Origin of the sequence: Sorangium sp. So ce590 (assembly GCF_051521365.1) — a bacterium.
Classification (GTDB): Bacteria; Myxococcota_A; Polyangia; order Polyangiales; family Polyangiaceae; genus Sorangium.
In genome coordinates this window covers 6728710-6744014 of sequence record NZ_CP150346.1, presented here as the reverse complement: position 1 = coordinate 6744014, position 15305 = coordinate 6728710, and the positions used below count along the sequence as shown (strand labels likewise).

The 15305-nt window shown below is 72.7% G+C and carries 13 protein-coding genes and 1 tRNA gene; 6 read left to right on the top strand and 8 right to left on the bottom strand.

Features of this window, described 5'->3' with window-relative positions:
* The first annotated feature begins 177 nt into the window (after positions 1-177).
* A complete protein-coding gene (locus tag WMF28_RS25115) occupies positions 178-1122 on the top strand; it encodes a hypothetical protein (protein WP_437595831.1) in 945 nt (314 codons plus the stop codon).
* A 192-nt stretch (positions 1123-1314) separates the two neighbouring features.
* Here the strand turns inward: WMF28_RS25115 and WMF28_RS25110 are convergent, their stop codons facing one another.
* Both WMF28_RS25110 and WMF28_RS25105 read right to left on the bottom strand, forming a co-directional pair.
* Complete coding sequence (locus tag WMF28_RS25110; protein WP_437595830.1) at positions 1315-2049, bottom strand: sigma-70 family RNA polymerase sigma factor; 735 nt, start codon at positions 2047-2049, stop codon at positions 1315-1317.
* Positions 2046-2354: a hypothetical protein gene (locus WMF28_RS25105; protein ID WP_437476568.1), complete on the bottom strand. Its 309-nt coding sequence runs from the start codon at positions 2352-2354 to the stop codon at positions 2046-2048. The genes WMF28_RS25110 and WMF28_RS25105 overlap by 4 nt, the downstream gene beginning before the upstream one ends.
* A gap of 156 nt (positions 2355-2510) precedes the next feature.
* On the opposite strand from WMF28_RS25105, the gene WMF28_RS25100 reads away from it, so the two are divergent.
* The gene (locus tag WMF28_RS25100) at positions 2511-4061 is read left to right on the top strand and encodes a serine/threonine-protein kinase (RefSeq protein WP_437595829.1); all 1551 of its coding nucleotides are present in this window, start codon (positions 2511-2513) and stop codon (positions 4059-4061) included.
* Between the two features lie 163 nt (positions 4062-4224).
* Here WMF28_RS25100 and WMF28_RS25095 read toward each other — a convergent pair whose 3' ends face one another.
* The 4 genes from WMF28_RS25095 to WMF28_RS25080 form a co-directional block, all read right to left on the bottom strand.
* The gene (locus WMF28_RS25095; RefSeq protein ID WP_437595828.1) at positions 4225-4815 is read right to left on the bottom strand and encodes a Uma2 family endonuclease; all 591 of its coding nucleotides are present in this window, start codon (positions 4813-4815) and stop codon (positions 4225-4227) included.
* A gap of 208 nt (positions 4816-5023) precedes the next feature.
* Positions 5024-5095, bottom strand: a tRNA-Thr gene (locus WMF28_RS25090).
* A 48-nt stretch (positions 5096-5143) separates the two neighbouring features.
* The gene (locus tag WMF28_RS25085; RefSeq protein ID WP_437595827.1) at positions 5144-6112 is read right to left on the bottom strand and encodes an alpha/beta fold hydrolase; all 969 of its coding nucleotides are present in this window, start codon (positions 6110-6112) and stop codon (positions 5144-5146) included.
* Positions 6113-6187: 75 nt separating this feature from the next.
* A complete protein-coding gene (locus tag WMF28_RS25080) occupies positions 6188-6952 on the bottom strand; it encodes a peroxiredoxin (RefSeq protein WP_437595826.1) in 765 nt (254 codons plus the stop codon).
* Positions 6953-7030: 78 nt separating this feature from the next.
* Here WMF28_RS25080 and deoC point away from each other — a divergent pair, with 78 nt between their 5' ends.
* From deoC to WMF28_RS25065, 3 genes are all read left to right on the top strand, one after another.
* Complete coding sequence (gene deoC, locus WMF28_RS25075; RefSeq protein ID WP_437595825.1) at positions 7031-7984, top strand: deoxyribose-phosphate aldolase; 954 nt, start codon at positions 7031-7033, stop codon at positions 7982-7984.
* Positions 7985-8068: 84 nt separating this feature from the next.
* Positions 8069-9607 carry an aldehyde dehydrogenase family protein gene (locus WMF28_RS25070; RefSeq protein ID WP_437595824.1) on the top strand — a complete coding sequence of 513 codons (1539 nt, stop codon included), beginning with the start codon at positions 8069-8071 and terminating at the stop codon, positions 9605-9607.
* The gene (locus tag WMF28_RS25065) at positions 9607-10518 is read left to right on the top strand and encodes an aldehyde dehydrogenase family protein (RefSeq protein WP_437595823.1); all 912 of its coding nucleotides are present in this window, start codon (positions 9607-9609) and stop codon (positions 10516-10518) included. Before WMF28_RS25070 ends, WMF28_RS25065 begins: the two co-directional genes overlap by 1 nt.
* Positions 10519-10542: 24 nt before the next feature.
* Here WMF28_RS25065 and fmt read toward each other — a convergent pair whose 3' ends face one another.
* Both fmt and WMF28_RS25055 read right to left on the bottom strand, forming a co-directional pair.
* Positions 10543-11478, bottom strand: a complete 936-nt coding sequence (gene fmt / locus WMF28_RS25060; RefSeq protein WP_437595822.1) for a methionyl-tRNA formyltransferase — start codon at positions 11476-11478, stop codon at positions 10543-10545.
* A gap of 87 nt (positions 11479-11565) precedes the next feature.
* Positions 11566-12381: a formylglycine-generating enzyme family protein gene (locus WMF28_RS25055; RefSeq protein WP_437595821.1), complete on the bottom strand. Its 816-nt coding sequence runs from the start codon at positions 12379-12381 to the stop codon at positions 11566-11568.
* A gap of 424 nt (positions 12382-12805) precedes the next feature.
* On the opposite strand from WMF28_RS25055, the gene lon reads away from it, so the two are divergent.
* On the top strand, positions 12806-15259 hold the full coding sequence (gene lon / locus WMF28_RS25050; RefSeq protein ID WP_437595820.1) for an endopeptidase La: 2454 nt from the start codon (positions 12806-12808) through the stop codon (positions 15257-15259).
* Positions 15260-15305: the final 46 nt, after the last annotated feature.

Here is a 15305-nt window from a genome sequence, read left to right as displayed (position 1 = left end):
GATTCATTTCCTCGACGGGACGGCAGGACGCCGGGCGATGGATCCCCTTCGCGCGACGCGCTCGGTCCCGGTGGCCCTTGTCCATCGTTCGCTCGCGCTGCCTGCGCGGGGTGGCGATGGTTCGGGTCGAACGCAACCCACAGCCTCCCTTTTCGAGGAGACTTCAGGAGAAGAGATATGCCTGCTGTGACCAAGTCGACGAAGTGCTCCGTGATCGCCGCGGCCTCTGGAGAGCCGTCGTACGCTCCGCCCATCTACGATCCCGCGGCCGGCAAGAAGGCGATCGCGGCGCTTGCCCCGGAGCTCGAGCGCCTCGCCGAGGCCGAGCTCGTGACCGTGAGGATGGATGTCGAGGCCGCCACGTATGCGGCCCTCGGCGTCGTCGGATTCGTGTCCTCGCCCGACGTGCGCGCGCGCTTCGCGCGGCTGCCCCGGGAGGAGTTCGACATCACGCAGGTCGACGAGCTGGAGCTCGCGTGCTTCGCCGCGCTCCACGCGCTCGCGGAGGCCCGCGCCGCCGGCGCGCTCACGACGGACGCGCGGCTGCCGGCGGAGCTCGTGACCGAGGCGATGGAGGTCGAGGGGCGCATGCAGGCGCTGTGCGAGTACCACCTGTCGGACGACCCGGCGATCAAGCCGGAGCTCGACCGTCTGCGGCCGGGCACCGGGCACCGGGATCTCGCGAACGATCTGCTCGGCTACGCGCGGATCTACGAGCTGCGCGCCGACGTGGTGAAGGCGGACCGGAAGCTGTACCGGGCGGGCGACGCGGCGCGCGCGCGGGAGCTGGCGGGGGTGATGATCCAGGGGCTCTCGACGGCGATGACGCCGAAGGCGCGGGAGGCCTTCGACCTGTACGTGCGGGTCTGGACGCTGCTCTGCCGGCGCTACGACGAGGTGCGGGCGGCAGGGCTGTGGCTGTGGCGGAAGAACGCGCGTGTGCAGGCGCGGTTCCCGTCGCTGTTCGCTGTGGGCCGGCCGAACGGGGGCCGCTCGAGGAAAGAGGCGCCGAAGGCGGGTGAGGCGGACGGAGCCGGGGAGGGGGGCGGCGGCGGGAGCGCCGGTGGGGAGGCGCCGGCGGTGACGGCCGTCCCGGAGCTCGTGACCGAGAGCCCCACCTGAGCCGGAGCGCGTGCGCCGCCCTGCGCGCTCCGAGCACCGGCTCGGGGCTTCATCCGGCTGGGCGGTGACGCGCTCGAGCGGGCGCTGGTCCGCCATGGCCTCCCCGATCGCTCCAGCGTAGCAGGAGCGGGCCCCATCGAGCCGCCATCGGGCCGCCATCGAGCCGCCCCGGGAGCTCCGGAGCTCCGGAGCTCATCCGGATCTCGCGCCGGAGAGCCCCGCCGGTTCCGGCGCGCTCGCGCCGTCCCGCGCGCATTCCCGCTCCACCCGCAGGGCGGCGGCGAGCCGCTTCCGGGCCTCCGCCCCGCGTCGCTTCGCGGTCCGCTCCGAGCAGCCGAGCGCCGCGCCGATCGCCTGCCAGGTCCGCTCCTCGACGTGGTGGAGCACGAGGACGCGCCGCTCCTCGTCCAGGAGCCGCGACAGCGCGGCCTCCACCGCCCGGATCGCGCGGCCGTACGTGGCGCGGAGCCGCTCGCCCTCCTCGCCCGGCGCTCGCAGCGCGCGGCCCACAAGGCCGAGCACCGCGGCGGCGGCGACCTCGTCGCCCATCCCATCGACCTGCGCGGTCGTCTCGGCGTCGCCGTCGGCGAGGAGGTCGCTCGTGTCCTGCACCGCCTCGGCGGCGTCGTACCCGTCGTCGCGGGCGGCGCGCCAGTGCTTCGACTCCTGCCGCAGGGTGTCCGAGAGCGCGCCGTCGACGCGCCGCCACGCGTAGGCCGGGAAGGGGACGCCGCGGGCGGGGTCGTAACCGAGCGCGGCCTCGTGGAGCGCCTGGAACGCGGCCGAGCGGAGATCGTCGGCCACGTAGTGCGCCCGCGTGCGCCGGAGGAAGTGGTCGCAGAGCCGCTCGGCGAGCGGCACGGCCTGCGCGACGAGCGCCTGCTGGTCGGGGCTCAGGGCCCGCAGCGTTCGATCGCCGCCCTTCATCGACCGCCCCCGCGAGGGCGCCCCCGGGCAGCGCTCGCCTTCGCGGCGAGCCGCCGCGCCGCCTCGGCCAGCGCCGCGGGATCGCGCCGGTCGACCTCGCCGCTCGACGCGGGCGGCGCGCGCGGGCGGAGCCGGTCGACGAGCGGGGCGGCGACGGGGTGCGTCGCGAGGAACCGCGCCGTCAGCGCGCGCAGCGCCTCGAGATCCTCCGCGGGCAGGAGGTCGGCGTACGGCGCGACGGCGTGCGCGACGCGGGCCTCGAGGATCGGATCGCCGTCATCGGGTTCGGGGCGCGTGCTCGACATGAGGCGAAGGGGGCGCGCTGCTCGCCGGCGCTGCGTGCGCCGGGCGCGCGATGGCGCCCCTCGAAGCTACCTTTCCCCGGGAGGGTCAACAAGGGTAGAGAGCGAGGAAGGCCGGCGCGTTGCGGCGTGGCGTGCTGGGAGGTGGGGTGTCGCGAGGTGACGAGCGTCGATGATCTGCCGGGCCCCGGGGCGCTGTTCCAGGGGCGCTTCCTGATCGACCGCCTCCTCGGGCGCGGGGGGATGGGCGAGGTCTGGGCCGCGCTCGACACGGCGCTGGAGCGGCCGGTGGCGATCAAGATCGTCCACCGCGCGCTCGCGGGGGAGGCGCGCTACGCGGCGCGCTTTCTGCGGGAGACGAAGCTCGTCGCGCGGGTCGCGCACCCGAACCTCGTGCGGCTGTACGACGCCGGCGCGACGGCGGACGGGCGGCTCTTCATGGTGATGGAGCGCGTATTTGGCGTCCCGCTGCGCGAGATGCTCGCCGGCGGCGCGCGGCTCGACGTGGTGCGCGCGCTCCACTACGCGATCCAGATCGCGGACGCGCTCTCGACGGCGCACGAGGCCGAGCTCGTGCACCGCGACGTGAAGCCCGAGAACATCCTGGTGAGCGGCGGCGTGCGCGCGCGGCTGCTCGACTTCGGCGTGGCGAAGGACGCGCGCGGCCCGGGGCTGACGGGGCAGGGGAGCGTGGTGGGGACGCTGCGCTACATGGCGCCGGAGCAGATCGCCGGGCGCGCCGTGGACGGGCGCGCGGATCTGTATGCGCTCGGCGTGGTGACGTACGAGATGCTGGCGGGGGCGCACCCGTATGCGGTGCTCGACGGGGCGTCGGGGATCGGGGAGACCGAGATCCTGGCGGCGCACGTGCACCTCTCGGCGACGCCCTTGCCGGAGGTGCTGCCGGGGTGCCCGGAGGCGCTGTGGCGGGCGGTGGCCAGGTGCCTCGCGAAGCGGCCGGAGGAGCGGTTTGCGCGGGCCGCGGAGCTCGCGGCGGCGCTGCGCGAGGTGGCGCGGACGGCGCTGCCGGCGGAGAGCGCGCTGGAGGACGCGAGCGGGCGGCAGCTCCTGAGCGAGGCGGGGGATGCGGCGCGCGAGCGGGCGATCCGCGAGCGCGGGGGGACGCCGCGGGGAGAGGGGGAGGATGCGGCGAAGGCGGTGCAGCTGGTGGCGGGGCTGCCGGTGGGGGAAGCGGCGGAGGGCGGCGCGGCGGCGGGGGCGGACGCGCGGCGCAGGCTGGCGATGGCGCAGCGGTTCCGGGTGGAGCCGGCGTGGGGGCTGGGTGGGGCGAGCGCGGGGAAGGAGACCGGGACCGGAGGCGAAGCGGCCGGGGAGCGGTTGCCTGTGCCGGCGCTCCAGATGGAGGGCGGGGGAGCGGGGGTCGAGGCCGAGGGGCAGGGCGCGGGGGCAGCGGCGGCGGGCGTGCTGGGGACGAGCACGGAGACGTGGGACGGGGCGGTGGCAGCTCGGCCGGGGGAGGGCACGCTGGCGAGCACGGAGAAGTGGCGAGGGGCGGCCGCTGCCATGGCGGGAATGGCACCCAGAGAGCGGTTGGCGAGGACAGAACCCTGGGAGCAGGCGAAGGTTGGCGCTGGCGTGATGGCGAAGAGCGCGGCGTCCTCTCGGAGGAGCTGGGGGCTTGTCGTGGTGCTGGTGCTCGGTCTTGTGGTGGTTCTTGCCGTTCTTGTCGTTGCGCTCGTAAGGAGATAATCGCCGCCAGGGTCCATTTGCGGCTTCGCGGGCCAGTGCAGCACGCTCCCATGCCGTGCGCTCGTACAGACGCCTCCCACCGTGCTCTCCGCCCGCCCACCTACGAGAAACAGAGAGAGCTCTGGGCGACGCTGGGACAGGCGATGTCAGATGATTACGCCCCTCACTCGCCCTCCTCTCCTGCGAACAGGCTGTGCACCGAGAACTCGACCGCATCGAACGGCTCGGCCCGGATGCTCTCGTGGCCTTCCGCCGTCAGCACGAGGAGGTAGCCCTCCGCCGTCCAGCGATAAACCGCGAGCACCTCGACCTCCGGATCGAGGATCCAGTAATGAGGCACCTGGCATCGCTGGTACGTGCGCAGCTTCTTGAACAGGTCGTTCTGCTTGTTCGAGGGCGAGAGGATCTCGCAGACCCAGTCCGGCCGGAGCGCGATGGGACTCTGGTCCGGCAGCCGAGGGAGCCGCTCGCGCCGCCATCCGGACACCTCGGGGCGATAGACCTGCGGCTCCTCGAAGAAGATCTCGACCTCGGTCGCGAAGACCCAGCCCCCCGGCCCGCGCCCCCGGGCGCGCGGTCCGTAAGCCCCGGCGATCTCCGCGGTGAGCTCGGCCTGCGCCGCGCCGTGGCGGGGGCTCGGCATCGCCTTCTGGACGAGCTCGCCATCGACGAGCTCATGGAAGCGCTCCGCCTCGGGAAGGGCGAGGAGGTCCTCCACCGTCGCAAGGCGGCGTCCAGGGGCGGCGCTCGACATGGGGCAACGTAAGGCGGCTGCAGCCGCACGACCAGCAGCGGCGGCGCTCCAGAGCGCAGCTCAGCAGAGCAGCGGTTTCCTCAACCGAAGCTCCCGCTTCGCGAGCGAAAGCGCTGCCCGCTCACCGCGTACCGCGCGTCCCGCTAGACGCCAGCGTGTCTCCTGCTCACCCACAGGCGAGCGAACACGCCGGCAATCTGTTCCTTTGAGCCACCTTCGAGACTTGAACTCGAGACCTACGGTTTACGAAACCGTTGCTCTACCACTGAGCTAAGGTGGCACGCCTCTCGTTGAGGAGGCGCGCAGATTACCCACTCGCCCCGCCGAGTCAAGCTCTTTTATTCGCGCCCCCGGCCAGCCCGGCGCCTGCCGCTGCCTCCGCTGCCTTCTGTGATTCCCCGCTCCCCTGGCCCGCCGCGTCGCCGGCATCCCCGCCGGCGAAGAACTCGTCCAGCCGCTCCGCCAGCTCGCTCGCCGCCGACCAGTGCATCATGTGACCGGCGTCGGGCAGCTCGACGTGCTCCGCGCGCGCGAGCTTCGCCACCCGCGCCGCCTCATCCGGGGGATGCCATCCGGTGGGCCCGCCGCTCACGACAAGCGTCGGGCACGCGATGCGCTCCAGGAACGCCGCGAACGCCTCCGCCTGGAACGCCAGCGGCGACGTCGTGCGGTGCATCGGATCGTACGCCCACGCGAGCCCGCCGCCCGGCTCCTCGCGCGTGAGCAGCGGCGCGCGCGTCGCCAGCACGTCGCGCGGCACGCGCGGGTGGTGCGCCACGAGCCGCGCGATCGCGTCCTGCATCGACGCGAGCCTCCGCGGCGTCCGCTCGAGCCCCTTCATCGCGCGCAGCCACGCCTCCATGCGCGCGACGGCGACCTCGGGCCCGTGCGACGGCGGCCCCATGCCCTCGAGCAGCGCCAGGCGCTCGACGCGATCGGGGCACGCGCCCGCGTAGTACACCGCGACCGCGCCGCCCATCGAGTGGCCCACCACGCCGAGCCGCGCCGGCGCGAGCGCGTCGACGAGCGCCGCGACGTCGGCGATGTAGTCGGGGAAGTAGTAGTAGCTGCCCGCGGCCACGCGGGCGCTCCGGCCGAAGCCGCGCAGGTCGGGCGCGACAACGTCGTGCCCTGCCCGCGCGAGCGGCTCCGCCACGAGGTCCCACGTGCTGCCGGCGTCGAGGAAGCCGTGGAGCAGCAGCAACGTGAGGCCGGTCGGCCGCGCGCCGTCGTCGCGGAAGCGATGGACGCACAGCTCCAGCCCGTTGGCCTTCCAGGGGTCCGACGTCCTACGCACCACGCGCGTGCTCTCGCGTGCCGGTGCTCCCGTCAACCCCCCGCGCGCTCCGCGTGCTCCGCGCGCCCGGCACCGTCACCTCCTCGCGGGCGGGGCCGCAGGAGCCGCCGGGGGCAGCACCACCCCCGTCGCCACCGGCACCGCCGCGCCCGGCGCCGCCGCGCCCGCAGGCGCCGCGCCCGCAGCACCCGGCGCGGCCGCACCACCCGGCGCCGCCGTGTCGGGCCCGGTCGGCGCGGCGCTCGCCGGCGCCGCAGGCGCCGCAGGCGCCACCGGGAGCGCGGCGCCCGTGAGCTGCGCGGCGTCCTTCAGCACCTCGTCCGCGTGCACGCCGGGATCGACGTCCGGGTAGACCTTCGCGACCTTGCCGTCGGGATCGATCAGGAAGGTCACGCGCGCCACCGTCCCGAGCCGCATCGGCACGCCGAACGCGTTGGACCACGTGTGATCGGTGTCGACGAGGATGGGGAACGGCAGCCTGTGCTCGGTCGCGAACGCCTCGTGCGACTCGCGCGTGTCGGCGGAGACGCCGAGGATCTGCACGTTCGCCTGCTTGAAGCGATCCCACGCGTCGCGGAACGCGCACGCCTCCTCCGTGCAGCCCGGCGTCCCGTCCTTCGGATAGAAGTACACGACGACGGCCCGACCCCGCTGGTCGGACAGCCGCTGGATCGCGCCGTGCTGGTCGGCGGCGAACACGTCGGGCGCCGGCGCGCCGACCGGAAGTAGCCCCTGTCCACCGTCGGGTCGCTGGGCCGCGCCACACGCGAGCAGCGAGACAAAGGCAAAGACGACAGCAACAACGACAAAAACGAGGGCAGTCGGGAAGCGTCTCTTCATCAGGGCGCCACGTTAGCACGCACTCGGTAGGATCGATCCGACGCTTCTGATACCTTGCGCCGCCTGGAGACGAGACCGATGGCGACCTTCGGAAACGGCAGCGGCGCCACCCCCGGCGCGGTGGGCCAGGGCAGGGGAATCACCTACCCCGATTTCTCTTCGCCCACCGTGGATAAGGTCATGGTCGAAGAGCGCGCAGCCGGGCTCGGCAAACGAAGCATCAAGGGCCCGGCCAAGATCGCAGGCCTCAAGCTCGCGATCTCCATGATGGACCTCACCACCCTCGAGGGAAAAGATTCCCCGGGAAAAGTCCAACAGCTCTGTCAGAAGGCGCTTCGCCCCCACGAGCGCGCGGACATCCCTCCGTGTGCGGCGGTGTGCGTTTATCCGAAGCTCGTGCCGGTCGCGAAGCGAGCGGTCGAGGGCTCGACCGTCAAGGTGGCGAGTGTGGCGACCGCCTTCCCGAGCGGGCTGTCCACGCTCGAGGTCAAGCTCGCCGACGTGCGCCAGGCGGTCGAGCTCGGCGCCGACGAGATCGACATGGTGATCGACCGCGGCGCGATGCTCGCCGGCGAGTACCGCGCCGTGTACGACGAGATCGCCGCGACAAAGGAGGCGTGCGGGCACGCGCACCTCAAGGTGATCCTGGAGACCGGCGAGCTCGGGAGCTACGACCGCGTCCGCAAGGCGAGCCGCATCGCGATCCTCGCCGGCGCCGACTTCATCAAGACGTCGACAGGGAAGGTCACCCCGGCGGCGACGCCCCCGGTGACGCTTGTGATGCTGGAGGCGATCCGCGATCACGCGCACGCGACCGGCCGGCGCATCGGGATGAAGCCGGCCGGCGGCATCCGGACGGCGAAGCAGGCGCTCCACTACCTCGTGATGGTCAAGGAGACCCTCGGCGACGCCTGGCTCACGAGCGACCTCTTCCGCTTCGGCGCGTCGACGCTCCTCAACGACGTGCTCATGCAGCTCGAGAAGGAGCGGACCGGCGCCTACCAGGGCGGCGACTATTTCAGCAAGGACTGACCGCGCGCGGCCGGTCCCGCGCGCGGCGCGGGCCCCGGCGCGCTCGCATGTTCAACCCGGCGCCGCCGGCGTAAAGTGCGCCGCATGAGCGACAAGGGCACCGCCGCGGCAGGCGGCGACGGGGGCTCGCCCCGGCAACCGAGCGCGGCGCGCGACACGGCCGCCGACGCGGCCGTCGTGTTCGGCGACGCGTGGCGCTACGCGCCGGCGCCCGAGGGGCGCGATCACGTGAAGATCGCGCCGCGGTACGACCTCTTCATCGGCGGCGCGTGGCGCGCCCCGGCGTCGGGCCGCTACCTCGACAGCATCAGCCCGTCGACCGAGGAGAAGCTCTGCGAGTTCGCCGAGGCCTCCGAGCGGGACGTCGACCTCGCCGTGCAGGCGGCCCGGGTCGCGTACGAGAGGCACTGGTCGCGCCTGCGCCCGCTCGAGCGCGGCAAGTACATCTACCGCATCGCCCGGGCCCTCCAGGAGAAGTCGCGCGAGCTCGCCGTCGTCGAGTCGCTCGACGGCGGCAAGCCCATCAAGGAGTCCCGCGACGTCGATCTCCCGCTCGCGGCCGCGCACTTCTTCTACTACGCGGGCTGGGCCGACAAGCTCGATCACGCCTTCCCGGGGCGCGACCCGCGGCCGCTCGGCGTCGCGGGCCAGGTGATCCCGTGGAACTTCCCGCTCCTCATGGCGGCGTGGAAGCTCGCCCCGGCGCTCGCCGCGGGCAACACGTGCGTCCTCAAGCCCGCCGAGACGACGCCGCTCACGTCGCTGCTCCTCGCGAAGATCATCGAGGAGGCGGACCTGCCGCCCGGCGTCGTCAACGTCGTCACGGGCGCGGGCGCGACGGGCGCGGCGGTCGTCGGCCACCCCGGCGTCGACAAGGTCGCCTTCACCGGCTCGACCGAGGTCGGCAAGCGCATCCAGCGCGCGCTCGCCGGCACCGGCAAGCGGCTGACGCTCGAGCTCGGCGGCAAGGCCGCGAACATCGTGTTCGAGGACGCGCCGCTCGATCAGGCGGTCGAGGGGATCATCGGCGGCATCTTCTTCAACCAGGGCCACGTCTGCTGCGCGGGCTCGCGCCTCCTCGTCGAGGAGAGCGTCCACGACGCACTCCTCCTCAAGCTGCGCGAGCGCATGGCGACCCTGCGCGTCGGCGATCCGCTCGACAAGAACACGGACGTCGGCGCCATCAACTCGCGGGCGCAGCTCGAGAAGATCCAGGAGCTCGTGGCGGCGGGGGAGCGCGAGGGGGCCGCGCGCTTCTCGGTGAGCTGCGCGCTCCCGCAGCGCGGCTACTGGTTCGCGCCGACGCTCTTCACGGGCGTCGCGCAGTCGCACCGGATCGCGCGCGAGGAGATCTTCGGCCCGGTGCTCTCGATCCTGACCTTCCGCACGCCCGAGGAGGCGATCGAGAAGGCGAACAACACGATGTACGGGCTGTCGGCCGGCGTCTGGACCAGCAAGGGCTCGAAGAGCTTCTGGGTCGCGCAGCGCCTCCGCGCCGGCGTCGTCTGGGCGAACACCTTCAACAAGTTCGACCCCAGCTCCCCGTTCGGCGGCTACAAGGAGAGCGGCTTCGGCCGCGAGGGCGGGCGCCAGGGGCTGCTCGCCTACCTCGAGGTGGACTGATGGCGCCCGGAGACCAGGACAGCGGCGGCGACGAGGCGCGCGCGCGCGTCGGCGTGCGCAAGGCGTACAAGATGTTCGTGGGCGGCGCGTTCGTGCGCTCGGAGTCCGGGAGGTACACGCAGGTGCGCGATCACAGCGGCGCGGGCGCGGTCGAGAACATCCCGCGCGCCTCGCGCAAGGACGGGCGCGACGCGGTGCTCGCGGCGGCCGGCGCGCTCGGCGGCTGGTCGTCGCGCTCGGCGTACAACCGCGGGCAGATCCTCTACCGCCTCGCCGAGATGCTCGAGGCGCGGCGCGCGGAGCTCGCGGCCTCGCTCGAGCGCGGCGGTCGCGACGCCGGCGCCGCGGAGCGCGAGGTCGTGTCGGCGATCGATCGCGCGGTCGCCTACGCGGGCTGGGCCGACAAGTACCAGAGCCTCTTCTCGAGCCTGAACCCCGTGTCCGGCCCGCACTTCACCTTCACGGTGCCCGAGCCGATGGGGGTCGTCGTCATCGCGGCGCCGCCGCGCCCGGCGCTCCTCGGCCTCGCGGGCGCTCTCCTGCCGGTGATCACCGCCGGAAACACCTGCGTCGTGCTCGCCAGCGAGGCGGATCCGCGCACCGCCCTCGTCCTCGGCGAGGCGCTCGCCACGAGCGACCTCCCGGGCGGCGTCGTCAACCTCCTCACCGGCCAGCTCGCGGAGGTGCTGCCGCACCTCGCCGCGCACATGGAGGTCGCCGCGCTCGATCTGCACGGCGTGGACGCGGCCCTGGCGAAGCGCCTCGAGGAGGCGGCCGCGGCGAGCGTCAAGCGGGTGCGCGCCCGCTCGCTCGGCGAGGCGGAGTGGTTCGACGATGCGGCGACGACGTCTCCCCGCTGGATCGAGCGGTTCATCGAGATGAAGACGATCTGGCACCCGGTCGGGCCGTAGCGCCGGCGTCGGGCCGCGCGCCGCTCAGCGGCCGAGCACCATCCCGGTCTGCAGCGTCCGCCCGGCGACGAGGTCCGCCGCCGCGAGCGGCTTCCGCCCCTCGGCCTGCGCCCGCAGGATCTGGATCGCGCCTCCGCCGCAGGCGACGATCACGACGCTGCGGCCCGCCATCACCACGGTGCCCGGCGGCGCCCCGCCGCTGTCGGTCTCGCTCTCCACGCGCGCAGCGAGCACCTTGAGCGTCTTGCCCTCGAGGGTCGTGAAGGCGCCCGGCCACGAGGTCATCCCCCGGATGTGGTCGTGGATCTGCCGGGCGCTCCGATCCCACCGGACGCGCCCATCCTCCTTCTTCAGGAGCGGCGCGTGCGTCGCCGCCCCGTGGTCCTGCGGCGTCGCCACGAGCTCGCCGCCCACCGCGCGGCGGAGGTCCTCGCGCACGACGCGCGCGGCGAGCGCCCCGAGCTCGATCGCGAGCTCGTCGGCGGTCGTGTCGGGGCCGATCGGCGTCGGGTGGATCGTGAAGACCGGGCCTGTGTCCATGCCCTCGTCCATCTGCATCAGCGAGATGCCCGTCTCGGCCTCGCCCCCGGCGATCGCCCAGGTGATCGGCGCCGCGCCGCGGTAGCGCGGCAGGATCGACGCGTGCAGGTTCATGCAGCCGCGCCGCGGCGCCTCGAGCACCGCCTTCGGCAGGATGCGCCCGTAGGCGATCACGAGCGCGACGTCCGCCGCGGCGTCCTTCACCCACGCGGCGAACTCGGGCGTGCGGATCTTCTCGGGCTGCACGACCGGCAGACCGAGCTCGCTCGCCTTCACCTTCACCGGCGGCGCCTTCAGCTCGAGCCCGCGGCCGGCTGGCCGGTCCGGCTGGCAGACGACGCCGACGACGTCCGCGATCGACGCGAGCGCCTCGAGCGAGGGCACGGCGATGGCGGGGGTACCGAAGAAGAGCGCGCGCACGCGCTAGCTCTAGCAGGAGCTGCGCCCCGGCACGGCGCCTTCTTCGTTCTTCCTCCTGCGGTCGCCGCGAGCTCCGCCGCGGCGGGCTCAGGGCGGAGGCGCCGGCGGCCCGCTGCGCTCGTCCGACCCCGCGCGCGCCGCCGCGCCGCGCGGATCGGCGCAGCAGCGGAAGCCGGTCTCGTAGAACACGAACTTCGGATCGTGCGCGTCGTTCGTCCCGCGGCAGCCTGTCCAGGGCTTGGCCCAGAAGCCGCCCATGAGCGCGCCCGACCACCGGCGGCCGCGGCGCGAGGCGACCCACTCCTCGACGTTGCCCATCATGTCGAAGACGCCGAAGGACGAAGCGCACCCGGGGTACGAGCCGCTCGGGGCGCCCTGCCAGAGCCGCTCCACCTCGCGCCGCGCCACCTCGCCGGAGGCGCCGAGCTTCCGCTCGTCGACCGGCCGCCACGCCTTGCCGCTGTTGCAGACCGCCCTGTCCACGCGCCAGCCGTAGACGAGGGGGCGCCGCTCGGGGCCCTCGCACGCGAGCTCCCACTCCTGCTCGGCGCACACCCGCTTGCCGCGCGCCGCGCACCACGCGGTCGCCATCTCGAACGACTGCATGACGAGCGGCTTCGCCCCCCGCTGGTTCGGCGCCTCGAACTGGTCCATGCACGTCGAGATCTCGGTGGTCGGCCCCTCCTCCGCGGTGATGCCCTCCCAGTACGCGAAGCAGTGGGTGGCCTTGCCGTTCTTGACCGGCTCGACGCAGACGTGCTGGACGTCGTCATGGTGGGTGCCGGTGACGAGCCGCATGTCCGCCGGGCACGCCGGGCTGGGCCCTGGATCGAGGGACGGCGCCGCTGGCAGGCTGAGCATCGCGAGCGCGAGGGCGCCGAGGCCGAGCAGGGGATCGATCATCGTTCAGCGAGGGCTCCGGTGTCGCTCCGCGCCGGTCGCCGCCGCGGCCAGGCCGGAGGCGGCGCGACTCGGCGGCGCGAGGGCGAGGCTGGCGCTGCTGCCTCTCCTCCACCGCGGGGGACGCTGCGCCGCGCCGTCATGTCGCCTGACAGGCGAGCGCTGCAGGTCGGAGCTGACCCGCAGAGTAACCTCATTCAAAAAAATGGCCAGGGCTGTGGCATGCGGCATGCGCCGTGTCTATGGTGAGCTCCAGTAGCCTCGCGGGCTGTCTTCCAACAGAGCTGCCAGCAGGGCTCCGCGTCGCACCATCCGCATCCGTCTGGATGCAAGCCAGGATGACCGGGGCACGCGTCGACCGCGCGGACCGGCCGCAGGTTGATCAAGGGATTTACCTCCCCCGGTCGGGTGCCTAGAGGAGATCGCCATGTCCGAGAAAAAGAACCCGCCGATGCCGCCGCGCTCCGACGAAGAGGTCGTCTTCGGCGACGAGCTGCCGGTCCTGCCGATCCGCAATGCGGTCCTGTTCCCGGGCGCCGTTGCGCCCTTCGATGTCGGCCGCGAGAAGTCGGTCGCGCTGGTCGAGGATGTCGACAACCTCCCCGGACCGGTCATCGCGATCTTTGCCCAGCGCGATCCGTCGACCGACGATCCCGGCGCCGAGGACCTCTACCCGGTGGGCTGCGCCGCGCGCGTGCTGAAGGCGCTCAAGCACAGCTCCGGCAACTACTCGCTGATCCTGCAAGGCCTCACGAGGATCCGGCTCGACACCGTCACGGCCCACGCGCCGTACCTGCGCGCCAAGATCCGCCGCATGGACGAGCCGGTGACGGAGGACGTCGAGGCGGAGGCGCTCGCGATGAGCCTGCGCGACATCGCGAAGCAGGTCATCCAGCTGATGCCCGAGCTCCCGCGCGAGGCGGGCTCGCTCATCGACTCGATCCAGGCGCCCGGGGCGCTCGCCGATCTCGTCGCGGCGAACCTCGACGCGCCGGTCGAGGAGAAGGCGCAGCTCATCGAGACGATCGACGTCAAGGAGCGCATCCGCAAGGTGCTCCGGCTGCTCACGCGGCAGCTGGAGATCCTGAAGATGCGCGAGCGCATCAACTCCCAGATCAAGGAGGAGATGGGCAAGAACCAGCGCGAGTACGTGCTCCGCCAGCAGCTCAAGGCCATCAAGGAGGAGCTCGGCGAGGACGACGGCGATCAAGGCGACCTCGACGGGCTCGAGGATCGCATCGCGAAGGCGAACCTGCCGACCGAGGCGGAGACCGTCGCGAAGAAGCAGCTGAAGCGGCTGCGGACGATGCAGGTCGGGTCGGCCGAGTACACCGTGGTGCGGACGTACCTCGACTGGATCCTCGACGTGCCCTGGACGCAGTCGACGCAGGACAACCTCGACATCGGGAGCGTCCGCAAGGTGCTCGACGAGGATCACTACGGCCTGGAGAAGGTCAAGAAGCGCATCCTCGAGTACCTCGCGGTCCGGAAGCTGAAGCAGGACAAGAAGGGCCCGATCCTCTGCCTGCTCGGGCCGCCCGGCGTCGGCAAGACGTCGCTCGGCAGGAGCATCGCGCGCGCCCTCGGCCGCAAGTTCCACCGCGTCTCGCTCGGCGGCGTGCACGACGAGGCGGCGATCCGCGGCCACCGGCGGACCTACGTCGGCGCGCTCCCGGGCCAGATCATCCAGGGCATGAAGAAGTCGGGGATGATCAACCCGGTCTTCATGATGGATGAGGTCGACAAGATCGGGCACGACTTCCGGGGCGACCCCTCGGCGGCGCTGCTCGAGGTGCTCGACCCGGAGCAGAACAACACGTTCGCGGATCACTACCTGGAGATCCCGTACGACCTGTCGCACGTGATGTTCGTCGCGACCGCGAACGTGGCCGATCCGATCCCGCCGCCCCTCCGCGACCGCATGGAGATCCTGGAGATCCCCGGCTACACGCGGAAGGAGAAGCTCGCGATCGCGCGGCAGCACCTGCTCCCGAAGCAGCTGTCCGAGCACGGGCTCACGACCGAGCAGCTCGAGGTCACCGACAAGGCGCTGGAGGAGATCATCGATCACTACACGCGCGAGGCCGGCGTCCGCTCGCTCGAGCGGCAGATCGCGGGCGTCATCCGCGGCGTGGCGGTGAAGGTCGCGGAGGGCGACACGCAGAAGCGGCGCGTCGACAACGAGGACGACCTGCACGAGTTCCTCGGCGCGGCCAAGTACACGAGCGAGGTCGCCGAGCGCACCGCCGAGAGCGGCGTCGCGACGGGCCTCGCGTGGACGAGCGTCGGCGGCGAGATCCTCTTCATCGAGGCGACGCGGATGTACGGCACGGGCAAGCTCCAGCTGACCGGCCAGCTCGGCGACGTGATGAAGGAGTCCGCGCAGGCGGCGCTGTCCTTCGTGCGCAGCAACGCGTCGAGGTTCAGCATCGCGAAGGACTTCCTGGAGAAGAGCGACCTGCACATCCACATCCCCGCCGGCGCGATGCCCAAGGACGGGCCGAGCGCGGGCGTGACGATGTTCACCGCGCTCGTCTCGCTCCTCACCGGGATCAAGGTCCGCCACGACGTCGCGATGACGGGCGAGATCACGCTCCGCGGTCGGGTGCTCCCGATCGGCGGCCTGAAGGAGAAGGTGCTGGCGGCGCACCGCGCCGGCATCAAGCGCATCATCGTCCCCGAGCGCAACCGGGCGGATCTCGAGGAGGTCCCGAAGGAGGTCGTGGACGAGCTGCAGTTCTTCTTCGTCAGCCGGATGGAGCAGGTCCTGGAGGCCGCGCTCGAGCGGCTGCCCGAGCCCGCGCCCGTGACCGAGGAGTCGAAGGACGGTGAGAAGAAGGAGCTCGAGAAGTCGGATAAGAGCTCGATCGCCAGCAACTGATCCACGGATCGATCGCTGAGCGATCTGTCTCCAGGGCGCCGCGCGG